The following is a 24,466-nucleotide window of genomic DNA, read 5'->3' as shown; positions in this document are numbered from 1 at the left end:
GGGGCGTGTTGAAGAAACGTCCCCATCTCCTGTGGCTCCTGGCGCCCTACGTGCTCTACCTGGCCGCCCTGCCCCTCGTGGACCGCGTCCGGCCCACCGTCCTGGGCCTGCCCTTCCTCTTCTTCTGGCTGCTCCTGGCCACCCTCCTCACGCCCGTCGCCGTCTTCCTCGCCTGGCGCGGCGACCGCGCGCGGGGGCGGGCATGAGCGGGAACGCCGCCGTCGCCTCGGCGATCTTCGGCGTCTTCATGCTCCTGACCGTCGCCCTCGGCCTGCTGGCCGTCCGGGGGCACGGCCGCGGCGGCGGGCTCACCGAGTGGTCGGTGGGCGGCCGCAGCCTGGGCACGGTCTTCATCTGGGTGCTGATGGCGGGCGAGGGCTACACCAGCTTCAGCTACCTCGGCGCGGCGGGCTGGGGCTACAACTACGGCGCGCCCGTCCTCTACGTCGTCGCCTACCTGTCCTGCGGCTACGCCATCGGCTACGTCGTCGGCCCGACGCTGTGGGCCTACGCCCGCCGCCACGGGCTCGTCAGCATCACGGACATGGTGGCCCACCGCTACGGCCGCCCGTGGGTGGGCGCGCTGGTGGCGGTCCTGGCGACGGTGTGCCTGCTGCCGTACATCCAGCTCCAGATCACCGGGATGGGGGTCGTCGTCTCGACGATCTCGTACGGCGCGATCAGCCTGAACTGGGCCTACTTCATCGCCTTCGCCGTCACCACCACTTTCGTGGTCGTGAGCGGCCTGCGCGGCAGCGCGTGGGTGTCCGTGCTCAAGGACGTCCTGGTCATCGGCACCCTCGGCTTCCTCGCCGTGTACGTCCCGCTGCACTACTTCGGCGGCTACGGACCCTTCCTGGACCGGATGGTGGCGGAGAAGCCGGCCTGGCTGACGTTCTCCGGGCACGGCGGGAGCGGCATGGGCGGGGGCTGGTTCGTCACCACCAGCTTCCTCAACTCCCTGACGGTCGTCATCTTCCCGACGACCGTGGCGGGTTATCTGGGCGCCCGTAACGCCGACGCCCTGCGGCGCAACGCGATACTGCTGCCCTTCTACAACGTGCTGCTGTTCGTGCCGATGCTGCTGGGCATGGCGGCGATCTTCGTGGTGCCCGGGCTCACTGGCGCGGGTTCGAACCTGGCGCTGTTCAAGCTGGTGGTCGACTCGCTGCCGGCGTGGGCGGTCGGGGTGATCGGGGTGGCCGGGGCGCTCTCGTCGATCGTCCCGATGGCCGTGTTCATGCTGGTCATCGGCACGATGTGGGGCCGGAGCGTGCTGGGGGCGATCCCCCGGCTCGCGGAGCGCCCGGAGCGGCAGACCGCGGCGGCGCGGATCGTGGTGGTCGGGGCGGGCGCGCTGGCGCTGCTGCTCACGTACACCGCGCCCAACACGCTGGTGCGGCTGTCGCTCATCTCCTACGAGGGCATGGCCCAGCTCGTCCCCATGATCCTGCTGGGGCTGATGTGGCGGAGGCTGACGCTGTGGGGCGCCCTGAGCGGACTCGTGGTGGGTGCCACGCTGGTGTGCGCGCTGGTCTTCACCAAGCACGACCCGGTGTGGGGGGTGAACGCGGGCGCCTTGGCGCTCGTGGCGAACGTGCTGGTGGCGCTGGCCGTCTCGTGGTGGGGGCCGCGACCGGGACCGGCCGAGGCGGCGCGGCCCGACGACGAGGTCCTGGCCCGGGACCCGGGCCGCGATCCGGAGCGGGACGACGCACCGGCCGGTGGCGTTGTCAGTGGCAGGGGCTAGTATCGACGTCAGTTGAGATGTGATCAGGTGTTCGCCTGATCGTGAGACTTGGTCGGCAGGGGGGAGCTGTGGTGAACGTCGTCTTCCGTACGCACGTCGGCATGCTCCTCTTCCTGCTCGCCGAACTGTGGCTGGCGCAGAGCGGGCTGAGCGGCCTGATGGCCTCGGTCGCCGTCGCCGTGGCCGCCTCTGTGGTGGCCACCGCGGCGCTGCTGCTGGCCGCCGTCGCCGCCCGCGCGTCCGGCCCGCTCACCCCCACCCGGATACGCACGGCGATACGGGACCGTGAGCTGCGGACGGCGTTCCTCGCCCAGCGCGATCCCGATGCCCGCGGCCGTCGACGGCCCCGGGCGCCCGGCCGTCCCGTCCCGACGGCCGCGTAGGCGCGCCCACCCCGGCTCTTCCGCCCGTGGGGGTGCCCGCGCGGCTCGTCACACCGGATTCCTCGCCTCTTTTGGCTTCGTTCGGTCACGACGGGACCCCGTGGAGGGCTCACTCGCCATGTCTTTCCTCTCACCGCTGTTCTCAACTCTCGGTTCGCTTCTCACCCATCTCGCGGACGCGGTCGAACCGCTCTTCGGGGGTTCGGCCACGGCCGCCGCGATCGTGGTCCTCACCTGCTGCGTACGGCTCGCGCTGCTCCCGCTCGCCCGGTCGGCGGCCCGGGGCGAGCGCACCCGCGCCGAGCTCGCGCCCCGGCTGGCCGAGCTCAAGCGCAAGCACGGCAAGGACCCCGAGCGGCTGCGCGAGGAGGGGGCCAAGCTGTACGCGGAGACCGGGGCGTCGCCGCTGTCCGGCTGCCTGCCGACGCTCGCCCAGCTCCCGGTCTTCTACGTCATGTACCACCTGTTCTCCACCGGCGACGGCGGCGATCTGCTGGAGCACACCCTGCTGGGCGCCCCGCTCGGCGGCCGCTGGACGGGCGCGCTGGGCCACGGCGGAGTGTTCGGCGCCCAGGGGCTCGTCTACCTGGGGCTGTTCGCGCTGATCGCGGCCGTGGCCACGTGGACGTACGTCCGCAACCGCAAGGCCGCCGCCGCGCTGCCCGCGCCGGTCGCGGGCGACGAGCAGGTGCCGGGGATGGCGGCGATGGCGAAGGTGCTGCCGCTGCTGTCGTTCGGCACGCTGGTCACGGCCGGGGTGGTCCCTCTGGCGGCCGGGCTGTACCTGGCGACGACCACCACGTGGACGGCGGTCGAGCGGGCGCTGCTCCAGCCGCTGCGCACGCCGCGCGAGGCGGCGGCGGAGCGGGGCCCGAAGGCGCGGCCGTCCGCCGCCTAGCCATCCGGGGAAGAGGGCCAGGGGCCGAAAGGGGGCTTGTGGAGAGAGCCTCCGGTCCTGTTCGATCATGTGGGGGTGTGGCGATGAGACTGCTGAGGGTCGGGCCCGCCGGGGCCGAGCGCCCGGCGCTGCTGGAAGAGGACGGGACGCTGCGCGACCTGTCGCCCCTGGTGACGGACGTGGACGGGGCGCTGCTCGCCGACCCCGCGGCCCTCGCCCACATCCGGGCGGCCGTCGGGGCCCGGATACTGCCCGTCCTCGACCCGGCCGGGCTGCGCACCGGCCCGCCCCTGACCCGGATCGGCAAGATCGTGGGCATCGGGGTCAACTACCGCGATCTCGTCGTCCAGTCCCGGGTGGCGACACCGGCCGAGCCGGTGGTCTTCCTCAAGGCGCCCGACACGGTCGTCGGCCCGGACGACACGGTGCTGGTGCCGCGCGACAGCGTGAAGACGGACTGGGAGATCGAGCTGGGCGTCGTCATCGGCCGTACCGCGCGCTATCTGCGGACGGACGAGGAGGCGCTGGCGGCGGTCGCGGGCTACGTCCTCTCCCACGACGTCTCCGAGCGCGCGTACCAGAACGGGCGCAACGGCGGCCAGTGGGGCAACGCGTGGGGCAAGGGCAAGAACTACGAGACGTTCAACCCGCTGGGCCCCTGGCTGGTGACGGCCGATGAGATACCCGACCCACAGGCGCTGAGGATGCGCCTGTGGGTCAACGGCAGGCTGATGCAGGACTCCAGCACGGCGGAGCAGATCTTTCCGGTGGCTCATCTGGTGCGTCACCTGAGTCAGTACATGACGCTCCATCCCGGCGACGTCGTCAACACCGGCACCCCGGCGGGCGTGGCGCTGGCGCGACCCGAGCCCAAGCCGTATCTGCGGGCCGGGGACGTGGTGGAGCTGGAGATCGAGGGCCTGGGCCGACAGCGGCAGCGGTTCAAGGACGCCTAGCCCTGGCCACCGCGCCTCCTGGGCCGTCCGGGGGCACGGAGGCGTGTGCTGCGGGGATCCGCCACCCCAGATAGGCATATTTTCGGATATGCACCCCATGCAGCACAAAGAATATGTGCGATGGCTCCGGGTGAACCGCCCGGCGGCCTCGGTGATGGCCCTGCTGTCCCTGATCGGGGGCGCGCTGCTGGCCTGCGCCTTCAGCATGATGGGACCCGAGGACTCGGCGCCCGTGGCGGGCCCGGGGCCCTGCGTCCCGGGGACGTGCCCGGGCGCGTACCCCGAGCCGAACAACGGGCCCGTCACCAGCCGTGACAACGGCCTCAACATCTTCGTCGGCGGCGACTACACCGTGCGCCAGGCGGCGGCGGACGCCGAGGGACGGATCGTCGTGCTGGGCGACTTCGACGTCTCCAAGGCCGCCGGGGTCCCGCCCGTCTACAACGTGGGCGTCGTCGGGACCGGCTCGCGGGTGCCGCCGGAGAACGGCTCGCCGTTCCTGCGGATCGGCGGCGACCTCAAGGTGGCCGCCGGGCAGCGGCTCGTCGCCGAGGAGGGCGCGGTCAGCGGGACCGTGGCGTACGCCGGGAGCGTCCACACCGGGACGGTCAGCCCCAAGGCCGTGCGCGACGTGGGCGCCGTCGCCCTCTACGCGCCCCTGCGCGAGGAGGTGACCTCCGCCAGCGGCTGCTACGCCTACGACCGGGGCGTGGCCCGCCGGAGCACCGGCACGGCCGTCAACCTGGGCGCCGCCACGGTCTTCACCGGCGACGGCCGCTCCCGCCTCCAGGTCTTCAACGCCCCCTTCGACCTGGTCGCGCCCGGCGGCGGCGCGCAGGAGCTCCTGTTCCGCGCCGTCCCGGACGGGGCGACCGTGCTCGTCAACGTCACCAACCCCGAGGGCGGCACGACCCGGGCCGTCAACACGTCCTCCGGCAGGCTCGCCGGCGTGCGGCGCGAGCGGCTGCTGTGGAACTTCCCCGACGCGAAGGAGGTCCGCCTCACCGGCGCCGGCCAGCTGGACGGCACCGTGCTCGTCGGCCGGCGCGCCAGCGTCACGCGGGTCACCATGGCGGGCGTCAACGGACGGTTCTTCACGGCCGGTTCGCTCATCCACGAGTCCGGCGCGGGCGCGGTCGGCCAGGCCCTCCACGCCTACCCCTTCGACGGCTCCCTCCCCGACTGCGGCACCACCGTGCCCGCCGACCCGGCCGACTCCGGCGAGCCCCTGCCCCTGCCGATGCCCAGCGGCCCCGCCGCCCCGGCCGTCGGCCCGGCCGGACTCGCCGGGGCCCCCGGCGCCTCCTGGTCCGCCGCCCCGGACACGCCGGGAGCCCAGGTCGCCGGCGACGGCCACGAACTGGCCCGCACCGGGCCGCCGATGGGCGCGTACATGGCGGCGGGCACCGCTCTCGTCGCCGCCGGCGCCGGGCTCGCCCTCGTCGTCCTCTTCCGGACCCGGATGAGGGTGGTGGAGTGAGGACGGCGGACACCCACGCGGAAAGGTCTCGCGCGGAAAAGTCTCGCGGTCTCGCGCGGAAAGGTCTCCCCATGCCCCGCACCCCCAGCGGCTGCTACCCCGTCGTCAGCCTCCGCCTCGCCCGCCGGATCCTCGGCGACGACCCGCGCCGCGACGTGCGCTGGATCGCGGCCCGACCGGGCATGCGCTGCGCCGAGATCGGCAGCGGCGGCGGGTACTACACGCCCGCCCTCGCCGCCCACCTCGGGCCCGGCGGCCTGCTGGTCGCGCTCGACCCGGCCGCCCACGACCCCCGCGCCCACCGCCGGACGGGCCCGGGCGCGACGACCGTCCACGTCAGCGGCGACGGACTGGCCCTGCCCTTCGCCTCCGGCGCTCTCGACGCGCTGCTCTACAGCTACAGCCTGGAGGAGATGTCCGACCCGGCGGCGGCGCTGGCCGAGGCCGCCCGGGTCCTGCGCCCGGACGGACAGCTCGTGCTCTTCCTCTGGCGCCCTGTGCTCCGGCGGGGCCACGTGGCCGCCCTCGGCGACACCGACGCCTTCGATCTGCGGCGGGCCAGGCGCGGCGGCCAGAACCTGCGCCTGGCCTACCGCAGACACTGAGGCGCGCCCGGTCACGGAATGGTGAGGACGACCTTCCCGGTGACCCGGTTGGTGTCGCCCAGCGCGTGCCCCTTCGCGGCCTGCTCCAGCGGGAAGACGGCCTCGACGGCCGCCTTCAGCCTGCCCGCGCGCATGAGGTCCGCGATGGACCGCATGCCCTCCTGGTCGGCCTCCACGAGCAGGGGGCGGAACCGCACGCCCCGGGCGGCGGCCCGCTCCGGAAGGTCCTCGGCGTAGGACAGGATGGCGATGTTGATCAGCTGCCCGCCGGGCTTGAGGACGTCCAAGGAGCGGTCGGCCGTGTCACCGCCGATGGTGTCGAAGACCAGGTCGACGGGGTCGATCTCGGTGAAGTCCTGGTTCCGGTAGTCGATCGTCTCGTCCGCGCCGAGCTCGCGCAGGAACGCGTGCTTGGGGGCGCTGGCCGTACCGATCACATACGCGCCCCGCGCCTTGGCGATCTGCACGGCGAGGTGGCCCACGCCACCGGCGGCGGCGTGGATCAGCACGCGCTGCCCGGGCCGGACGTCCGCCGTGTCCACGAGCACCTGCCAGGCGGTCAGGGCGGCCAGCGGCATGGCGCCCGCCTGGACGTGGTCGACGCCCTCCGGCTTGCGCACCAGCGCGCGGGCCGGGGCGACGACGTACTCGGCGAACGACCCCACGCCGTAGGGGTAGGGGAGCATGCCGAACACCTCGTCCCCGGGCTCGTGCAGCGTGACGCCGGTCCCGACGGCCTCGACGACGCCGGAGACGTCCCAGCCCAGCACCATCGGGAGCCGGTCGAGGAAGCCGGAGCCCTGCCGGTGCTTCCAGTCGGTGGGGTTCATGCCCGCCGCGTGGACGCGGACGAGGACCTCGGAGGGGCCGGGGACCGGGCGCTCTGTCTCGATCAGGTGGACGACCTCGGGGCCGCCGTAGGTGTCCTGGCTGATCGCCTTCATCGTGCTCTTGCTCATGGACGTAAGGATTCATCGGCCCGGAACGTGATCGACAGTGGCCCGGAGGCCATGACATGCAAGAATCGGGCCATGCATCGTGTGGTGGTCCTGGCGCTGGACGGCGTCATCCCGTTCGAGCTGAGCCTGGCGTCGCGCCTGTTCGGCGTGGCCGTCGACGCGGAGGGACGGCACCTCTACGAGGTGCTGACCTGCTCGCCGGACGGCGGCCCGGTCCGCACGGGCGCCGACTTCTCGATCAGCGTCGAGCACGACGCGTCGGTGCTGGCCACGGCCGACACCGTGGTGATCCCCGCGTCCGAGACGTTCGCCGAGATCGTCGACAGCGCCGCGCTGCCCGCCCCCGTCGCCGAGGCCCTGGCCGTGATCCGGCCCGGCACCAGGATCGTCGGGATCTGCCTCAGCACCTACGTCCTGGCGGCGGCGGGCCTGCTGGACGGCAAGGGAGCGGCCACGCACTGGTGCCACGCCGACCGCTTCCAGCGGCTGTACCCGCACGTCGCCTTGGAACCCGACGTGCTGTTCGTGGACGCCGGCCGCGTCCTGACCTCGGCGGGGGCGGCGGCGGGCATCGACCTGATCCTCCACCTCGTCCGCCGCGACCACGGCAGCGGCGTCGCCAACCACGTGGCCCGCCGCTGCGTCGTCCCGCCGCAGCGGGAGGGCGGCCAGGCCCAGTACGTGGAGCGCCCGGTGCCGCACAGCGCCGACACCGGCACGTCCGCCACCCGCGCCTGGGCCCTCGACCGCCTCCACGAGCCCCTCCAGCTCACCGACCTGGCCCGGCACGCGGGTATGAGCCGACGCACCTTCACCCGCCACTTCCGCGCCGAGGTCGGCCTCAGCCCGGGCCAGTGGCTCACCCAGCAACGCGTCGACCTGGCCCGCCACCTCCTGGAGAGCAGCGACCTCCCGGTGACCCGCGTCGCCGAACGCGTCGGCTTCGGCACGGACACGACCCTGCGCCAGCACCTCCACGCGGCGATCGGCGTCTCACCGGGTGCGTACCGCAGGACGTTCCGGGCGTGAGGGGCCGGCCTCAGACCAGGGAGGGCCCCACGAGTGCCGCGATGTCGGCGACCAGCGCGTTGTTCGTCGGGGCGGTGGCGCTGAGGGCCGTGGTCAGGACCGCGAGGACGATGGGCCGGCGGCGGTGCGGGGGCCAGACGACGCCGACGTCGTTGGCGACGCCGTAGTCCGAGCCGCCGCCGGTCTTGTCGGCGAGGGTCCAGCCCGGCAGGCCCTTGCCGAAGCGCTGCTTGTTGGTGGTGTTGGCGATCAGCCAGCCGGTCAGCCGCTCGCGGTCCGGGCCGGTGAGCGCGTGGCCGAGGACGAGGCGCTCGTAGGTCCGGCCGATGGCGCCGGGGGTGGTGATGTCGGTCTCGCGGTCCGGCTCGGCGGAGTTGAGCTGGGGCTCCCAGCGGTCGAGGCGGGTCGTGTCGTCGCCGAGGGAGCGGCAGAAGCGGGTGATCGCGGTCGGGCCGCCCAGCTCGCGGAGGAGCAGGTTCGCGGCGGCGTTGTCGCTCTCGCTCACGGCGGCGGCGCACAGTTCCGCGACGGTCATGCCGTTGGCGAGGTTCTCCGGATTCTTGGTGGAGTCGGCGTAGCCCGAGTCCTTGAGGAACTGCTCCGTGTAGTGGATGCGCTTGCCGAGGAGTTCGCCGTGCCGGTCCTGGCGCAGGACGGCCGCCGCGGCGAGGGTCTTGAACACCGAGCACATCGGGAACGCGTCGTCCGCGCCGTACTCGACGGTCCGGCCGGTGGCCGTGTCGCGCGCGTACACGCCGATCCGGACGGAGTGCTCCCGTTCCCACTGGCCCAGCCGCCGGGTGATCTCGTCCTCGCGCCGCGGCGTGGCCGCCACGGCGCTTCCGCCCGTGGTCAGCGTGGCGGCCAGCGCGGCTCCGGTGCCGAGGGCCAGCATGGCGCGGCGCGACGGGTGTGCCCCTGTGGTCTCCAACGTCTCAATTTCCTCTCCAGTTGCGGCCAGAACATCACTCACGACGCGGCGAAAGGGGGCATCGGTTCCGCTTCTTGAGCGATCCGGTCAAACGGCTGGAAAGTGCCCAGGGCGCCGGTCAGCCGTAGAGGTGGTCCGCGTACCGGGGGCCGTAGTAGCGCTCCAGTTCCTCCAGCGACGCCTCGGGGCGCTCCAGGCGCTTGGCGATCCCCGCGCGCGAGGTCACCCCCTCGGGCCGCCACGTCTCCGGCTTCCAGAGGGAGGACCGCAGGAACGCCTTCGAGCAGTGGTGGAAGACCTCCTCGATCTCGACCAGGAGCGCCAGTTGGGGGCGGTGCCCCTTGACCACCATCTCGTCGAAGAAGGGCGCGTCGCGCACGATCCGCGCGCGGCCGTTGACGCGGAGCGTGTCCCCGCGCCCGGGAATGAAGAAGATCAGCCCGACGTGAGGGTTGCTCAGGACGTTGAAGAAGCCGTCGGCGCGGCGGTTGCCGGGGCGTTCGGGGACGACGACGGTGGTGTCGTCGAGGACGAGCGCGAGGCCGTCCGGGTCGCCCTTCGGCGAGACGTCGCAGGTGCCGTCGGCCGCCGCCGTCGCCACGAGGCAGAACGGGGACAGGGCCAGCCACTCCTTGTCCAGGTCGTGCAGCCGCGTACGGACCTTGTCGCGCGCCGCCGCCGTGGGCTCGCCGAGCAGTTCGCGCAGTTCCTCGGGCGAGGTGATCTCGGTTATGCCGGTGACTGTCTCAGCGGTATCCATGGGTAAGTCCTCCCCGGTGGGCTGGATCATGCTGTGTCGAGCTTAGATCCAGGGAAAACTCTTCGACAGGACCTCACCCGGACGGAAAGATCATCCGCATGACGAACCTCAGTGAACGCGCCGAACGCGCCGTGGACATCGCGACCCGGGCCGGACGCCGGCTGGGGCTCCACGCCCGCGAACCCCGCGTGTTGCACGACGTGTTCAACGTGCTGGTGCACCTCGCGCCCGAGCCCGTCGTGGTGCGGGTGCCGTCCCTCGGTTTCGCCGGCGCCGAGGAGCTGGAGCGCAAGCAGCGCCGCGAACTCGCCGTCGCGGGCTGGCTGGCGGACACCGGCGCCCCCGTCGTCCGGCCCAGCCCCCTCGTGCCGCGCGAGCCGGTCGTGACCGACGGGACGTCGCTGACGTTCTGGGAGTTCGTCAGCGAGGAGAAGCCCGCCGCCGACGAGGACCTCCAGGAACGGTTCGTCGAACAGACCGGGAACGCGGCCGAGTTGCACGCCCTCCTGGCCGGCTACCCCGGTGAACTGCCCGTGCTCTCCCCGCTCGTACCGGGCCTGCGCCCCCTCCTGGACGAGCTGGGCAAGCGCCGCCCGGACGGCCTCACCGCGGCGGACCTGGACCGGGCCGAGAGCGAGTACGCCGCGCTCGAAGCGCTGGTCGCGGACCTCCCCGCGCACTTCCCCGGCGCCCGCCTCCAGCCGCTGCACGGCGACTCCCCGGCGTACAACATGCTGCGCGTCACCGGCGGGCGCCGGCTCTTCAGCGACTTCGAGGACGTCACCCATGGCCCCGTCGAGTGGGACCTGACCCTCGTCGGCCCGCAGGGGATCGAGGCGTACGAGCGCGCCGGCGGCGGGCCCGTGGACCCCGCCCTCCTGGAGGTCATGGAGGGCGCGCGGCTGCTCCAGGTGGTGGGGGCGCTGGCGTTCGTACCGCTGATGCCGGAGATGGGCGCGATGCTGGAGCCCGCCGTCGCGCGCTGGCGCGACCGGGCCCCGCTGTCCGCCGGCCGTTCGGTCTGACAGCGTGCTTCAGTCTGAGTTGCTTCAGTCTGAGTTGCTCAGTCTGAGTTGCTCAGTCTGAGCGTGCTTCAGTCCGACAGCGTGACCGTACGGGCCTCGGCGGCGGAGGTCTTCGCCGCCTCCAGCACCCGCAGCGCGGCCGCCGCCTCCCGGGCCGTCACCGGCGGCAGGCCGCCCGTGCGCAGCGCTTCGGCGATCGCGGCGTAGTACGCGGGGTAGTCGCCCGGCAGTGTCGGCACGGGTTCGCCGCCGCCCGTCAGCGGGGACTCGCCGGCGCCCAGCCGGCCCCAGGAGGACTCCGCCTCGACGCCCCAGGAGGCCGCCGTGCCCGGCCGCAGCCCCTCGCGGAGCGCGCCCTCCTGCGGGTCGAGGCCGTACTTCACATAGCCGGCCGTGTCGCCCAGCACCCGGAAGCGCGGGCCGAGCTGGGCGGCGGTGGCGCTCATCCACAGGTGGGAGCGGACGCCGGAGGCGTGGCCGATGGCGATGAACGTGTCGTCGTCGGCCTCCGCGCCCGCCCGGCGCACGTCCGACTCGGCGTAGACCGTGACGGCCGGGCCGAAGAGGGTCAGGGCCTGGTCGACGAGGTGGCTGCCCAGGTCGTAGAGGATGCCGCCGATCTCGGCGGGGTCGCCGGACTCCCGCCAGCCGCCCTTGGGGCGGGGCCGCCAGCGCTCGAAGCGGGACTCGAAGCGCTGCACCTTGCCGAGCGCGCCGCCCTCGACCAGCTTGGCGACGGTACGGAAGTCGTTGTCCCAGCGGCGGTTCTGGAACGCGCTGAGCAGCAGCCCGCGCCCTTCCGCCAGCGCGGCCAGCTCCTCCGCCTCGGCGGCGGTCGCGGCCAGCGGCTTGTCCACGACCACCGGCAGCCCGGCCTCGAGCGCGGCCCGCGCGAGCGGGACGTGGGTGCGGTTGGGGGAGGCGATGACGACCAGGTCGAGATCGCCGGCACGGCCCAGGAGCTCCTCGGCGGTGGCGGCGGTCCGCACCTGGGGGTGCTCGGCGGCGGCCTGGCGCTGTCGCTCGGGGTTGGCGGTGACCACCGTGTCGAGGGTGAGCCCGTCGGTGGCGGCGATGAGCGGGGCGTGGAAGACGGAGCCCGCGAGGCCGTAGCCGATCAGGCCGACGCGGAAGGGGGCACGCAGGGGGGCGGTGTCGGCGGTGTCCATGCCCACCACTTTGGCAACGCTGTTGCGTAAGCGCAAGTGGAGGGGAGAATGGGCTCTGTGAGCAATCTTGGAGCCAACCTCGCCGCCCTGCGCGATCACAACGCCGCCGTCGTCCTCGGGCTGCTGCGCGACGCGGGCGAGGGCGGCGCGAGCCGCGCGGAGCTGGCGGCGCGGTCGGGGCTGACGCCCCAGGCCGTCAGCAAGATCACGGCCCGGCTGCGGGCGGAGGGCCTCGCGGCCGAGGCCGGCCGGCGGCTCTCCACGGGCGGCAAGCCCGCGACGGCCCTGCGGCTGGTGCCGGGGGCGGGGCGGGCGGTGGGGGTTCACGTGGAGCGGGACGCGGTGACGGTCGCGGTCGCGGATCTGGCGGGGGCCGTTGTGGCGGCGCACACGGTGGCGCTGGCGGCCGGCGCGACAGCGGAAACCTTGGTCGGTGCGGTGGCGGGGGAGGTGCGGGCGCTGGTGGAGGGCGGAGGAGTCCTCGGCGTCGGGGTCGCCGCGCCCGGGCCGCTCGATCATGTGGGGGGTGTCCTGCGGGACGTCACCGGTTTCCCGCAGTGGAGCGGCTTTCCGTTGCGGGACGCGCTGGCCGAGCGGGTCGGCCTGCCCGTCGTCCTCGACAAGGACACCAACGCCGCCGCGCTCGGCCTCTTGCGGTCCGCCCCGCGCGAGCCGGGCTCCTTCGCCTACCTCCACCTCGGCACCGGCCTGGGCGCCGGACTCGTGCTCGGCGGCGAGGTGCACCGGGGCGCCCGGACCGGCGCCGGGGAGTTCGGGCACCAGGTGCTGCGGCTCGACGGGCCGCCGTGCCCCTGCGGCAGGCGCGGCTGCCTGGAAGCGCTGTGCCTGCGGGCCGTCGCCGACGGCGACACCCCCCTCGCCGCGCGCCTGCTCGGCGTCGGCGCCGCCAACCTCGTGCAGCTCCTGGACATCGACCGCGTGCTGCTCGGCGGCCGGACCGTGCTGGCCGACCCCGACCGGTACGTCCGGGGCGTACGCGCCGAACTCCCGGCGTCCGTGCCCGTGGCCGTCGCCCCCGGCGGGGAGCGCGCCGTGGTCGAGGGCGCGGCGGAACTCGTCCTCGCGCCGCTCTTCGGCGCGGTCCGCGCGGTCCGCGCGCCGGCGTCCGGGGCGCTCACCCGCCCGGCCGAGTGACCCGACCGGATCAAACGACTGTCGGCTCATCGGGCGGCGTTTGACGCCCGGTCGGCCGTACGGGGCCGTGCCGCGCGCCCCCGGCGGCGGGGACCGTGGGAGGTTGCGGACGACCGGAGCCCCCAGCCGCAAAGGTCCTCGATGAACAGGCCACCCACGTCGTCGTCCCGCTCCGCCCCCCGCCGCGCGTTGCTCGCCTGCGCCGCCGTGCTCGCGCTCGGCGCCGTCGGCGCGGCGCGGCCGCCCGCCGACCCGGGGCGGCAGCAGTGCGGCGACCCGCACAGCACCGAGTTCCCGATCACGTCGCGGATCGCCGGCGGCCCCGCCGGGTACGAGCGCGGCGGCACCCCGCGCATCTGGCGGCTGGAGCTGCGCAACGCCACCGGCACCGAGTGCCGGGCCATCCATCCCGTCGCGGTCCTCGCCGACCGGGGGCGGGCCCTCGAACCCGCCGACTTCCACCTGGACTTCCAGGACCCGGGGGACGGCCGCTGGCTGCCCGTGCGGTTCGAGCGGACCGACGAGGCGGAGAACGTCGGTGTCCTGGACGGCGGTTCACCGGCCCCCGGCGGCGAGGCGCCCGCCTTCCCCGGTTTCACCGTGCCCGCCCACGGCTCGGTCACCGTGCCCCTGCGGCTGGGCTTCGCGGGCGATGCCCCCGAGGGGCCGGTCACCGTCAACGTCACGGCCGTGCAGAAGCGCGGCGGCGACGGCGCGTGGGTGGGGGAGTCGGGCGACTACACGTTCGCTGTCGGAGCCGCGGGGGCCGACGGCGGGGCCGCGACGCCCTCGGCCGCCGCCTCTCCCTCGCGGCCCGACGCCGCCGCCCACCTCGAACCGCCCGGCCTGGCCGACACCGGTGACGAACGGCCCGTGTTCGCCGTCGGCGCGGCCGCCCTCGCCCTGCTGATCGCCGGGACGGCACTGGTCGTCGGGGCGCGGCGGCTGAACCGCTGACGCCGGCCGACCCCGTCGACGCCGGGGCTTCACCTGCGGGTGCGAGGATCGCGCCGTGGACAACACGCACACGCACCACCACGACATGGCAGGTCAGCGGCCCGGCGCCGCCATCCGGGCGGGGATCCCCGAACACGGCCGGATCCCCAAGTACTACGCCGTCAAGACACGCGTGGCCGCGCTCCTCGACGAGCTGGGCGAGGGCGGCACGCTGCCTACCGAGCGCGAGCTCGCGACGCGCTTCGAGGTCTCGCGCGAGACCGTACGACAGGCCCTGCGCGAGCTGCTGCTGGAGGGGCGGCTGCGCCGCATGGGGCGTGGCACGGTCGTCGCGGGGCCCAAGCTGGAGCAGCCGCTGTCCCTGGCCAGCTACACCGAGGGCGTACGCCGCCAGGGCCGCCGCCCCGGCCGTGCCCTGATCGGCCTGGACCGGCTCTCCTGCCCGGAGGGCCTCGCCCCCGACCTCGGGGTGGCGGCGGGGGAGCCCGTCTGGCACATGGAGCGCGTCCTGCTCGCGGATGATGAACGGGTGGGGCTGGAGAGCACGTACGTGGCGGTGGCGCGAGTGCCGTCGCTGGACACGGAGTTCGCCCCGGACTCGTCCTTCTACGGATATCTGCGCGAGCGGCTCGGCATCTCCTTCGGCGACGCGGACGAGCGCCTGGAGACCGTGCTGGCCACCCCGCGCGAGGCGCTGCTGATCGGCACGCCGCCCGCGCTGCCCATGCTGCTGATCCACCGGGTCTCGCGCGACACGGAAGGCCGCCCGCTGGAGCGGGTGCGGTCGCTGTACCGGGGGGACCGGTTCTCGTTCACGACGCACCTGCGGGGCGAGGGCTGAGCGGGTAGGTAACGGAACGATAACGGGTCTAGGCCAAGTTTGGCGGCTCGTTCACCGCCGCGTCGCCGCACGGCCGCCCCGGCGACACCGCGTCCGACGACCGTTCGACTCATGCGAGTCATAGTCGTCGGAGCGGGCGTGCTGGGAACCATGCACGCCTGGCAGGCAGTCCAGCGCGGCCACGAGGTCGTGCACATCGAGCGGGAGGCCGAGGCCCGGGGCGCCTCCGTCCGCAACTTCGGCCTGGTCTGGGTCAGCGGCCGGGCGGCCGGCGAGGAGCTGACGACCGCCCTGCGCGCCCGGGAGCTGTGGGAGGAGATCGGCGCAGCCGTCCCCGCCCTCGGCTTCCGCGCCAACGGATCCCTGACGGCCGTCACCGACGAGACCGAACTGGCCGTCGCCCGCGCCGCCCTGGCCCGCCCCGACGCCGCCGCCCGCGGCTTCGCACTGCTCACCCCCGACGAGGCCCGCGCCCTCAACCCCGCCCTGCGCGGCGACCTCCTCGGCGCCCTGTGGTGCGAGCGCGACGCGGCCGTCGAACCCCGCACCGCCCAACGCGCCCTCAAGGACGCCCTCCTCGCCTCCGGCCGCTACACCTTCCTCGGCGGCCGCGAGGTCCGCGAGGTCGTCGGCGAGCGCGCCGTCCGCGACGACCACGGCGAACTCCACACGGGCGACGCGGTCGTCCTGTGCACGGGCGCCTGGCTGGGCGGCCTCGTCCGCGAGCTCGTGGCCGACCTCCCCGTCCGCCGGGTGCGGCTCCAGATGATGCAGACCGCGCCACTGGGCGAGAAGCTCACCACCTCCGTCGCCGACGCCGACAGCTTCCGCTACTACCCCGCCTACGCCGGCGCCGGCCTCGACGCCATGGCGGCGGCGAAGCCCCAGCCCCCGGTGGCGGCGGAGCACAGGATGCAGCTGCTCATGGTCCAGCGCGCCGACGGCGGCCTGACCATCGGCGACACCCACGAATACGCCGAACCCTTCTCCTTCGACGTCGTCGAGGACCCCTACGAGCACCTGACCGCCGTAGCCGAAGCCCTCCTCGGCCGGCCCCTGCCGAAGATCCGGCACCGCTGGGCGGGGGTGTACGCGCAGTGCGTGGACACCACCCGCGTCGTCCACCGCGAGCGGGTGCGCGACGGCGTCTGGCTGGTCACCGGCCCCGGCGGCCGCGGCATGACCTGCTCCCCGGCGATCGCCGAGACCACCGCCGACGCCCTGGAGTGGTGAGAGAGGTGAGAGAGATGCGAGAGAACGAGCGGATCGGCCTGGTCGTCCTGGACATGGCCGGCACGACCGTCACCGACGACGGCCTCGTCGAGCGCGCCTTCGACACCGCCGCCCGCGCCCTCGGCGTCGAACCCGGCACCCCCGAGCACGCCGGACAACTGGCCTACGTCCGCGCCACGATGGGCGAGTCGAAGATCTCCGTCTTCCGCCACCTCTTCGGCGGCGACGAGGAACGGGCCCGGCGCGCCAACGCCGCCTTCGAGACCGCCTACGGACGGCTCGTCGACGACGGGCACGTCGCGCCGGTCCCCGGCGCCCGCGAGACCGTCGAACGGCTGCGCGCCGAGGGCCGGGCCGTCGTCCTCACCACCGGCTTCGCCCGCGTCACCCAGGACGCCATCCTCGCCGCCCTCGGCTGGACCGGCCTCGCCGACCTCACCCTCTGCCCCGCCGACGCCGGCGGCCGCGGCCGGCCGTACCCCGACATGGTCCTCACGGCCCTGCTGCGCACCCACGCCGCCGACTCCGTCCAGGGCATCGCCGTCGCGGGCGACACCTCGTACGACATGCGCAGCGCCCGCCGCTCGGGCGCCGCCCTCGCGGCCGGCGTCCTCACCGGCGCCCACGACGAGCCCGCCCTGCGCGCCGCCGGCGCCACCCACGTCCTGGGGTCGGTCGCCGAACTCCCCGACGTCATCGCCGCGTACGAGCGCACCGCCGCCGTGGCAGGCGATCGATGAGCGGAATCACGTTTGAGAACGTGACGGTCGCCTACGGCGGGACGGTCGTCCTCGACGCGCTCGACCTCACCGTCGGACCCGGCGAGGTCATGGCGCTCCTCGGCCCCTCCGGCTCCGGCAAGACCACCGCGCTGCGGGCGGTCGCCGGGTTCGTCCAGCCGGCCTCCGGACGGGTCCTCATCGGCGACCGGGACGTCACCGCGCTGCCCCCGCACCGGCGCGGCGTCGGCATGGTGGTCCAGCAGTACGCCCTCTTCCCGCACATGCGCGTCGACGCCAACGTCGCCTTCGGCCTCAAGGCCCGCAAGGCGCCCCGCGCCGGGATCGCCGCCCGCGTCGCCGAGGCGCTGGAGATGACCGGCATGACCGCCTACGCCAAGCGCTACCCGCGCGAACTGTCCGGCGGACAGCAGCAGCGCGTCGCCATCGCCCGCGCGCTGGCCGTCCGGCCCAACGTGCTCCTCCTCGACGAACCGCTCTCCGCGCTCGACGCACAACTGCGCTCCGGCATGCTCGCCGAACTCGCCCGGCTCCACCGCGAACTGCCCGACGTCTCCATGCTGTACGTCACCCACGACCAGGTCGAGGCGCTCACCCTCGCCGACCGCGTCGCCGTCATGGACAGCGCCCGCCTCCAGGACTGCGGCACCCCGCACGACCTCTACCGCCGCCCGCGCACCGAGTTCACGGCGTCCTTCGTCGGCGACGCGAACCTGCTGCCCGTCACCGTCAGGGAGGGCGGCGCGGATTTCGCGGGCACGCGGCTGGACGTTAACCCGGCCGGGAACGCCGCCCCCGGTGCCTCGGCCACGCTGTGCGTACGACCGCACCTGCTCGCCCTCGGCGCCGGCCCCAACACCCTGCGCGGCACGGTCACCGACGTCCAGTGGCGCGGCGCCACGCACCGGCTGCACGTGGACGTGGCCGGGCACCGGGTGAAGGCCGATGTCCGCGAACTGCGCGAGCCGCCGGCGCCGGGCGCGGAGGTTTCGCTGCACTTCGCGGGGGAGGATGCGGTGCTCCTGCCCGCGGGGGTGGCACGTGGCTGAGCTCGGAGGAGGGGAGCCCCAATCCCGCCCCTTCCCGTTTCCTGAGAGGCAAGCCCCCAGACCCCCCGGGGGCGAGTCGCCCGTGCCGGGCGGGGCCGGACCCCCGCCCCGGGGGGCCGGGGGCTTGCCCCCGGTTCCGGGAAGGGGCGGGATGGGGGAATCTCCCCCCGCCGCCACGGCGAGCAACCACCCCGTCGCAGCCCGGCGGTGCCGAACAAGGCCGCCTGGGCCCTCGCCCTCCCGCCCGTCGCCGTCCTCGGCCTCGTCTTCCTCTACCCCCTCGCCCTGGTCGTCCGGCAGTCCCTCTCCCCGGACGGCGGCGGGTTCTCGCCGTCCGCCTACGGCGACGTCCTCGCGCAGGCCGCGTTCCGTGACGCCCTCGTCAACACCGTCCTCATCGCCGTCGGCGCCACCCTCGGCGCCGTCGTCCTCGGCTTCGCGCTCGCGCTGGTCATCGCCTTCGTCCCCTTCCCGGGCGGAAAGGCGCTGAGCCGCTTCGTCGACGTCTTCCTCTCCTTCCCGTCCTTCCTGATCACCCTCGCCCTGCTCTTCGTCTACGGCACCGCCGGCATGGCCAACGGCCTGTGGACCGGGGCGACCGGCGCCGCCCACGGGCCGTTCGGCTTCCTCCACACCCCCTGGGGCGTACTCCTCGCGGAGGTCACCTACTTCACGCCGTTCGTGATGCGCCCCCTCCTCGCCGCCTTCTCCCAGGTGGAGACCGCGCAGCTGGAGGCCGCCGCCTCGCTCGGGGCCACCGCGCCCCGGATCGTGCGGCGGGTGATCCTGCCCGAGGCGCTGCCGTCGCTCGCGGCGGGCGGCTCGCTGGTGCTGGTGATGTGCCTCAACGAGTTCGGGATCGTCCTCTTCACCGGCGCCAAGGGCGTGACGACCCTGCCCACGCTCGTCTACGGCAAGGCGATCCTCGACGGCGACTACCCGGGCGCCTGCGTCGTCGCGGTCGTGAACATCGCCCTCTCGGTGGCCCTCTACGGGCTCTACCGGTTCATCACCTCCCTCAACGGAGTCCGACGTGCTCGTGCATAGCCGCCCCGCCCGGTGGGCAGTGTGGGCCGCCTTCACCGCGGTCTTCCTGCCCGTCTTCGCGCTGCCGTTCCTGGTGATCGTCGCGGCCTCCTTCGCCACCGGCTGGAGCGGCGCGCTCCCCTCCGGCGCGACCCTCGCGCACTACCGGGACGCCGCCCGCGGCGACGCGCTCGACGCCCTGGTCACCAGCCTGCTGACCGCCCTCGCGGCGAGCGCGCTGGCCCTCACCGCCGGCACCTGGTCCGCCCTCGCCGTCCAGGCGCTGCGCACCCGGGCCCGCCGGACGGCCCGGGCCGTCGACGGGCTGTTCATGCTGCCGGTCGCCGTGCCGTCCGTGGTCGTGGGCCTCTCGCTCCTCGTCGCCTTCTCCCGGCCGCCGCTGCTCCTCAACGGCACGCCCACGATCGTCGTCCTCGCCCACGCCGTGCTGGTGACGGCCTTCGCCCACCAGTCCGTGACCGCCGCGCTGAGCCGGCTGGATCCCGCGTACGAGCAGGCCGCGGCCAGTCTGGGCGCGAGCCCGGCGCACGTGCTGCGGCGGGTCAAGCTGCCCCTGCTGCTGCCGTCGCTGTCGGCCGCCGCCGGGCTCTGCTTCGCCCTGTCCATGGGCGAGCTGAGCGCCACGATGATGCTCTACCCGCCGGACTGGCTGCCCCTGCCGGTCAAGGTCTTCGCCGCCACCGACCGGGGGTCGCTGTTCTCGGGCGCCGCGCTCGCCGTCGTCCTCATGGGCACGACGCTGATCGTCCTGACCGCGGTCTCCCGGATCCGTACGAGGGCCTCCTACCGCTAGCCCACCACCGAAGGAGTTCCGGCACACCATGCCCCGTCCCCTCCGCTTCCTGCCCTTCCTGTGCCTCGGCGGCGTGCTCCTCGCCGGCTGCGGTACCTCCGCCGCCGGGAACGCCAAGGAAATCACCGTCTACAGCGCCGACGGCCTCAAGGCCGAGGACGGATCCGGCTTCTACGACAAGGTCTTCGCGGACTTCCGCAAGGAGACCGGAATCAAGGTCAACTACGTCGAGGGCGGCTCCGGGGAGCTCGTCCAGCGCCTGGACCGGGAGAAGTCCAACACCAAGGCCGACGTGGTCGTCACCCTGCCGCCCTTCATCCAGCAGGCCGACGGCAAAGGTTTGTTGGAGGCTTACGCACCCAAGGGCTCCGAGAACGTCGCCGTCGGTGACAAGGGCCCGAACGGCAAATGGACCTCGATCGCCAACAATTACCTCTGTTTCATCTACAACTCGAAGGAGCTGAAAGGTACTCCGCCGAAGACCTGGAAGGACCTCCTCGACCCGAGGTTCAAGGGCAGGCTCCAGTACTCCACGCCCGGTGTCGCGGGCGACGGCACCGCCGTCCTGATCAAGGCCATGCACGACCTGGGCGGCAAGGACAAGGCCATGGCCTTCCTCAAGGACCTGCAGGCCAACAACGTCGGTCCCTCGAAGTCGACCGGCCAGCTCGCCCCCAAGGTCGACAAGGGCGAACTCCTGGTGGCCAACGGCGACGTCCAGATGAACTTCGCCAACATGAAGTCCATGCCGAACCAGGGAATCTTCTTCCCGGCCGGCGACGACGGAAAGCCCACCACCCTCGCCCTGCCCTACGCGGCCGGACTGGTGAAGGACGCCCCGCACGGCGAGAACGCCAGGAAATTCCTGGACTACCTCCTCACCGAACCCGTCCAGAAGGCGGTCTCCGGCGTGGGCGGCGGTTTCTCCTCCCGCACGGATGTGAAGGCCACCGATCTCAGCGCCACCTCCCTCGCCAATCTCATGAAGGGCGTCGAGGTATTCCGCCCCGACTGGGCGGATATCGACAGGAACCTGCCCTCCTACGTCGGTGCCTGGAAGGCGGCCACCGGCAGCTGATCAGGGCGACTGATTAGGCTGGAGGTGTCGGGGCGACGCACGAGCGGTGTCGTCCCGGCGTCCCGGACGCGTCCCCGCGACGGGCACGGCACGGCAGGTGCACAGCACGGCAGGAGTCCGCAGTGGCAGAACGCAAGCCGATCGAGTCCTGGCTCACCGACATGGACGGCGTCCTCATGCACGAGGGCATCCCGGTTCCCGGGGCCGACGCCTTCATCGCCCGGCTACGGGAGTCCGGCAAGCCCTTCCTGGTGCTCACCAACAACTCGATCTACACCGCCCGCGACCTCCACGCCCGGCTGAAGCGGATCGGGCTGGACGTGCCCGTCCCCAACATCTGGACGTCCGCCCTGGCCACCGCCCAGTTCCTGGACGACCAGCGGCCGGGCGGCACCGCCTACGTCATCGGCGAGGCCGGCCTGACCACCGCCCTCCACGACATCGGCTACGTCCTCACCGACGCCGACCCCGACTACGTGGTGCTCGGCGAGACCCGCACCTACAGCTTCGAGGCGCTCACCAAGGCCATCCGCCTGATCAACAACGGCGCCCGGTTCATCGCCACCAACCCCGACGAGACCGGCCCCTCCGCCGAGGGAGCGCTGCCCGCCACCGGATCGGTCGCCGCGCTCATCACCAAGGCCACCGGCCGCGAGCCCTACTTCGTCGGCAAGCCCAACCCCCTGATGATGCGGGCCGGCCTCAACGCCATCGGCGCCCACTCCGAGACCAGCGCCATGATCGGCGACCGGATGGACACCGACATCCTGGCGGGCCTGGAGGCCGGCATGGAGACCTTCCTGGTGCTCACCGGGCTCACCCGCGCCGAGGAGGTCGACCTCCACCCGTTCCGCCCGTCCAGGGTCGTGGACTCCATCGCGGACCTCGTCGAGCTGATCTGACGCCTCGCCCCCGTCCGGCGTCCGGCCGGGCCCGCGCTGACCCGACCGGCTTGGATGATCGTCAAATGGAGCAATACGGCTACGGAGCGGATGCGTCCACGGACATCGCCGGGTGAACTTCGGGAGTACCAGGAGGTTCACTATGGATGCAGTCCGCTCCGCCCTCTGCGGGGCCCTGACGGCGGCGGCCCTCGTCGCCGGCGCGGGCGCCGCCGACGCCAACGACGGGCCCGTCACCATGTCCGGGACCATGGAGCTCACCCCCGTCACCAGCCGGCCCGGGGCCGAGGTGCAGCTGAGAGTCTCCGGCTGCGCCGGCGACCGCGGGACCGCCACCTCCGAGGCGTTCGTCTCCGACGCCAAGCTCGCCAAGGACTCGGCCGGGCTGTTCGCCGAGGCCACCATTCGCGAGGCCGTCCGCCCCGGGACCTACCCGGTCCGGGTCAGCTGCGACGGGACGGAGCACACGGCCGAGGGCAGGCTGACCGTCGTCACCGACGGCTCCGACGCCCGCCGCGGCGACCACCCCGACGCCGACCACCCGGCCGCCGGCTCCCTCGCCGACCACGACGACCACGCCGCCCTCACCGGCCGCGACCACCGGCTCGGCCACTCCTCGCCCGTCGCCCCCGTCCCCGCCGGAGGCGGCGGCAGCACCACCCACGCGGCCGCCGTGGAACCGCCCGACACCGCCGGCCTCGTCCTCGCGGGCACCACCGCGGCCATCGCCGGCGCGCTGATCTGGCACCGGCGGCGCACCACCGCGGCCCGGCGCTGACCCGGCCGGAGGACGGACGACCGCCATGGACGAGGACCGCCCCGGAGGCACCGGCCGGCTGCTCACCGGCACGGCCTGGGCCGCCCTGCTGGTGGCGCTGTGGCTGTGGGGACGCGACATCACCGAGGTGCCCATGGCGACCGCCCCCACCACCGGCGACGTGGCCGCCGTCGGCCGGCCCGCCGACCCCGCGCTGCCCCCCGCCCACCGGCCCTTGGCCGGCAGCGCCCCACGCGGCCTGACCATCAAGGCCATGAACGTCCACGCCCCCGTCGAGGACCACGGCCTGACCCCCCAGGGCGCCGTCGCCCCGCCCCCGTACGCCCGGCCCGGCGCCGTCGCCTGGTACCAGGACGGGCCCCAGCCGGGCAGCCCCGGCGCGGCCGTCCTCGTCGGCCACCTCGACACCGACCACGCGCCGGCCGTCTTCTACGGCCTCGGCGGCATCCGGCGCGGTACCGAGGTCGACGTCACCCGCGCCGACGGCTCGGTCGCCCGGTTCACCGTTGAGGACGTCTCCGTCTTCACCAAGGAACGCTTCGACGCCGCCCGCGCCTACGGACCCCACGTCAAGGACCGCGCCGAACTGCGCCTGATCACCTGCGGCGGCTACTACGACCGCGACCGGCGCTCCTACAGTGCCAACGTCGTCGTCTCCGCCTATCTGACCGGCGCGACCGAGGCCGCCGCCAATGGATCCGGCCGTGCGGCCTGAGCCCCCGGCGGGCGCTCCGCCCCCGCGCCCGGGCGCCCGCCGGCCGGGTCGCCCGACAGAGCGACCCCCCACGTGTCGTGGCATGACTGCCCCCGGGCGTGGGCACGTCTGTGCCAGCATGGGGACGGCACTTCCGTCAATCACCTCCACAGGCAGTACACCCAAGGGGGAGTGGATGTACCGCAGTTACTCCGGCCGCGCGCGCCGGGGCCGCAGGGCATGGGCGCGGACGGGAACGGCGGCGGGGGTGCTCCTGCTCCTGGCGGCCACGGGCTGCGGCTCCTCGGACGAGTCCGGCGCCCCCCGGAAGGACGCCCTCGCCGTCCAGGCCCCCTCCCAGCTCCCCAAGTCCACCTCCCCCTACTGGGTCAACCCCGACGGCACCGCCGCCCGGGAGGCCGTCCGGCTCGGCAAGGCCGGCAAGGCCGAGGACGCCGCGCTGATCGCGAAGATCGCCGGCCAGCCCGTCGCCGAATGGGTGGGCGCCGACGACCCGGACTCCCAGACCCGGGGCTTCACCGAGGCCGCCACGGCCGTCGATCGCGACGCGCTGCTCGTCCTCTACAACATCCCGCACCGCGACTGCGGCCAGTACTCCCAGGGCGGCGCCTCCGACGGCGACGCCTACCGGGCCTGGCTGGACAAGGCCGCCGCGGGCATCGGCGACCGCAAGGCGACCGTCATCCTCGAACCCGACGCCCTGCCGCACATGGAGGACGGCTGCACCCCCCAGCAGTTCCACGAGGAGCGCTACGCGCTGCTCAAGGAGGCCGTCGGCAGGCTCAAGGCCCTCCCGAGGACCAAGGTCTACCTGGACGCGGGCAATCCCAGCTGGGTGACGCCCGCCGGCCGCATGGCCGAACCGCTGCGCCGCGCGGGCATCGACCAGGCCGACGGCTTCGCCCTCAACGTCTCCAACTTCCAGACCACCCAGGACAGCAAGGAGTACGGTCACCGGATCTCCGAGCTGCTGGGCGGCAAGCACTTCGTCATCGACACCAGCCGCAACGGCAACGGCCCGCTCTCCGGCGGCGACCACGAGAAGACCTGGTGCAACCCCTCCGGCCGCGCCCTCGGCGCCCCCCCGACCACCCGGACCGGGGACGCGCTGGTGGACGCCTATCTGTGGGTCAAACGCCCGGGGGAGTCGGACGGCGCCTGCAAGGGCGGCCCGGACGCCGGCCAGTGGTGGGAGACCTACGCCCTGGAGCTGGCCCGCAACACCCGCTGAGC

Annotated in this window: 26 protein-coding genes; 22 read left to right on the top strand and 4 right to left on the bottom strand. The window is 73.8% G+C overall.

Annotated elements, in window-relative coordinates; all coding sequences use genetic code 11:
- Window positions 1-5: 5 nt before the first annotated feature.
- The 7 genes from EKH77_RS11505 (at window position 6) to EKH77_RS11475 (ending at window position 6,072) form a co-directional block, all read left to right on the top strand.
- Window positions 6-206, top strand: coding sequence for a DUF3311 domain-containing protein (locus EKH77_RS11505; RefSeq protein ID WP_126914308.1), 201 nt, complete (start codon window positions 6-8; stop codon window positions 204-206).
- Window positions 203-1,750 (top strand): sodium:solute symporter family protein, encoded by a 1,548-nt coding sequence (locus tag EKH77_RS11500; RefSeq protein WP_126914307.1) that lies wholly within the window; start codon window positions 203-205, stop codon window positions 1,748-1,750. Before EKH77_RS11505 ends, EKH77_RS11500 begins: the two co-directional genes overlap by 4 nt.
- Window positions 1,751-1,821: 71 nt before the next feature.
- Window positions 1,822-2,133, top strand: coding sequence for a DUF6412 domain-containing protein (locus tag EKH77_RS11495; RefSeq protein WP_411950881.1), 312 nt, complete (start codon window positions 1,822-1,824; stop codon window positions 2,131-2,133).
- A gap of 118 nt (window positions 2,134-2,251) precedes the next feature.
- Window positions 2,252-3,031 carry a YidC/Oxa1 family membrane protein insertase gene (locus tag EKH77_RS11490; protein WP_126914306.1) on the top strand — a complete coding sequence of 260 codons (780 nt, stop codon included), beginning with the start codon at window positions 2,252-2,254 and terminating at the stop codon, window positions 3,029-3,031.
- An 83-nt stretch (window positions 3,032-3,114) separates the two neighbouring features.
- Window positions 3,115-3,987 carry a fumarylacetoacetate hydrolase family protein gene (locus EKH77_RS11485; protein ID WP_126914305.1) on the top strand — a complete coding sequence of 291 codons (873 nt, stop codon included), beginning with the start codon at window positions 3,115-3,117 and terminating at the stop codon, window positions 3,985-3,987.
- Window positions 3,988-4,084: 97 nt separating this feature from the next.
- Window positions 4,085-5,467 (top strand): choice-of-anchor A family protein, encoded by a 1,383-nt coding sequence (locus EKH77_RS11480; protein ID WP_164737784.1) that lies wholly within the window; start codon window positions 4,085-4,087, stop codon window positions 5,465-5,467.
- A 71-nt stretch (window positions 5,468-5,538) separates the two neighbouring features.
- Window positions 5,539-6,072, top strand: coding sequence for a class I SAM-dependent methyltransferase (locus EKH77_RS11475; protein ID WP_126914303.1), 534 nt, complete (start codon window positions 5,539-5,541; stop codon window positions 6,070-6,072).
- Between the two features lie 11 nt (window positions 6,073-6,083).
- Here EKH77_RS11475 and EKH77_RS11470 read toward each other — a convergent pair whose 3' ends face one another.
- Window positions 6,084-7,016 (bottom strand): NADP-dependent oxidoreductase, encoded by a 933-nt coding sequence (locus tag EKH77_RS11470; RefSeq protein ID WP_206280013.1) that lies wholly within the window; start codon window positions 7,014-7,016, stop codon window positions 6,084-6,086.
- Window positions 7,017-7,103: 87 nt separating this feature from the next.
- Between EKH77_RS11470 and EKH77_RS11465 the strand changes: the two genes are divergently transcribed.
- A complete protein-coding gene (locus EKH77_RS11465) occupies window positions 7,104-8,060 on the top strand; it encodes a GlxA family transcriptional regulator (RefSeq protein ID WP_126914301.1) in 957 nt (318 codons plus the stop codon).
- Window positions 8,061-8,070: 10 nt separating this feature from the next.
- Here the strand turns inward: EKH77_RS11465 and bla are convergent, their stop codons facing one another.
- Window positions 8,071-8,991 (bottom strand): class A beta-lactamase, encoded by a 921-nt coding sequence (gene bla / locus EKH77_RS11460; protein ID WP_430980988.1) that lies wholly within the window; start codon window positions 8,989-8,991, stop codon window positions 8,071-8,073.
- 118 nt (window positions 8,992-9,109) lie between these two features.
- Window positions 9,110-9,751, bottom strand: coding sequence for a pyridoxamine 5'-phosphate oxidase family protein (locus EKH77_RS11455; protein WP_126914300.1), 642 nt, complete (start codon window positions 9,749-9,751; stop codon window positions 9,110-9,112).
- A 98-nt stretch (window positions 9,752-9,849) separates the two neighbouring features.
- On the opposite strand from EKH77_RS11455, the gene EKH77_RS11450 reads away from it, so the two are divergent.
- Complete coding sequence (locus tag EKH77_RS11450) at window positions 9,850-10,776, top strand: phosphotransferase (protein WP_126914299.1); 927 nt, start codon at window positions 9,850-9,852, stop codon at window positions 10,774-10,776.
- 68 nt (window positions 10,777-10,844) lie between these two features.
- Here EKH77_RS11450 and EKH77_RS11445 read toward each other — a convergent pair whose 3' ends face one another.
- A complete protein-coding gene (locus EKH77_RS11445) occupies window positions 10,845-11,945 on the bottom strand; it encodes a Gfo/Idh/MocA family oxidoreductase (protein ID WP_126914298.1) in 1,101 nt (366 codons plus the stop codon).
- A 48-nt stretch (window positions 11,946-11,993) separates the two neighbouring features.
- Between EKH77_RS11445 and EKH77_RS11440 the strand changes: the two genes are divergently transcribed.
- The 13 genes from EKH77_RS11440 to EKH77_RS11380 all read left to right on the top strand — a co-directional run bounded on the left by EKH77_RS11440 (window position 11,994) and on the right by EKH77_RS11380 (window position 24,464).
- The gene (locus EKH77_RS11440) at window positions 11,994-13,100 is read left to right on the top strand and encodes an ROK family transcriptional regulator (RefSeq protein ID WP_126914297.1); all 1,107 of its coding nucleotides are present in this window, start codon (window positions 11,994-11,996) and stop codon (window positions 13,098-13,100) included.
- Window positions 13,101-13,241: 141 nt separating this feature from the next.
- On the top strand, window positions 13,242-14,057 hold the full coding sequence (locus EKH77_RS11435) for a hypothetical protein (protein WP_126914296.1): 816 nt from the start codon (window positions 13,242-13,244) through the stop codon (window positions 14,055-14,057).
- A gap of 85 nt (window positions 14,058-14,142) precedes the next feature.
- Entirely contained in the window at window positions 14,143-14,898 is a 756-nt protein-coding gene (locus tag EKH77_RS11430) for a GntR family transcriptional regulator (RefSeq protein WP_126918013.1), read from the top strand.
- A gap of 111 nt (window positions 14,899-15,009) precedes the next feature.
- Complete coding sequence (locus tag EKH77_RS11425; RefSeq protein ID WP_126914295.1) at window positions 15,010-16,131, top strand: TIGR03364 family FAD-dependent oxidoreductase; 1,122 nt, start codon at window positions 15,010-15,012, stop codon at window positions 16,129-16,131.
- Window positions 16,132-16,145: 14 nt separating this feature from the next.
- Window positions 16,146-16,871: a phosphonatase-like hydrolase gene (locus EKH77_RS11420; RefSeq protein ID WP_126914294.1), complete on the top strand. Its 726-nt coding sequence runs from the start codon at window positions 16,146-16,148 to the stop codon at window positions 16,869-16,871.
- Window positions 16,868-17,920, top strand: a complete 1,053-nt coding sequence (locus tag EKH77_RS11415; protein WP_126914293.1) for an ABC transporter ATP-binding protein — start codon at window positions 16,868-16,870, stop codon at window positions 17,918-17,920. Before EKH77_RS11420 ends, EKH77_RS11415 begins: the two co-directional genes overlap by 4 nt.
- Before the next feature lie 207 nt (window positions 17,921-18,127).
- Window positions 18,128-18,967: a 2-aminoethylphosphonate ABC transporter permease subunit gene (locus EKH77_RS11410; protein ID WP_126914292.1), complete on the top strand. Its 840-nt coding sequence runs from the start codon at window positions 18,128-18,130 to the stop codon at window positions 18,965-18,967.
- Window positions 18,954-19,760, top strand: a complete 807-nt coding sequence (locus EKH77_RS11405; protein WP_126914291.1) for an ABC transporter permease — start codon at window positions 18,954-18,956, stop codon at window positions 19,758-19,760. Before EKH77_RS11410 ends, EKH77_RS11405 begins: the two co-directional genes overlap by 14 nt.
- A gap of 28 nt (window positions 19,761-19,788) precedes the next feature.
- Entirely contained in the window at window positions 19,789-20,838 is a 1,050-nt protein-coding gene (locus tag EKH77_RS11400; RefSeq protein ID WP_126914290.1) for a 2-aminoethylphosphonate ABC transporter substrate-binding protein, read from the top strand.
- A 122-nt stretch (window positions 20,839-20,960) separates the two neighbouring features.
- Window positions 20,961-21,740 carry an HAD-IIA family hydrolase gene (locus EKH77_RS11395; protein ID WP_126914289.1) on the top strand — a complete coding sequence of 260 codons (780 nt, stop codon included), beginning with the start codon at window positions 20,961-20,963 and terminating at the stop codon, window positions 21,738-21,740.
- Between the two features lie 142 nt (window positions 21,741-21,882).
- Window positions 21,883-22,518: a hypothetical protein gene (locus tag EKH77_RS11390; RefSeq protein WP_126914288.1), complete on the top strand. Its 636-nt coding sequence runs from the start codon at window positions 21,883-21,885 to the stop codon at window positions 22,516-22,518.
- A 25-nt stretch (window positions 22,519-22,543) separates the two neighbouring features.
- The gene (locus EKH77_RS11385; protein WP_126914287.1) at window positions 22,544-23,233 is read left to right on the top strand and encodes a class F sortase; all 690 of its coding nucleotides are present in this window, start codon (window positions 22,544-22,546) and stop codon (window positions 23,231-23,233) included.
- Window positions 23,234-23,408: 175 nt separating this feature from the next.
- Window positions 23,409-24,464: a glycoside hydrolase family 6 protein gene (locus tag EKH77_RS11380; RefSeq protein ID WP_126914286.1), complete on the top strand. Its 1,056-nt coding sequence runs from the start codon at window positions 23,409-23,411 to the stop codon at window positions 24,462-24,464.
- Window positions 24,465-24,466 lie beyond the last annotated feature (2 nt).

This window comes from Streptomyces luteoverticillatus (assembly GCF_003970715.1).
GTDB classification, from domain to species: domain Bacteria; phylum Actinomycetota; class Actinomycetes; order Streptomycetales; family Streptomycetaceae; genus Streptomyces; species Streptomyces abikoensis.
The sequence above is the reverse complement of the archived record's forward strand: the minus strand, read 5'-3'. Positions and strand labels throughout refer to the sequence as shown.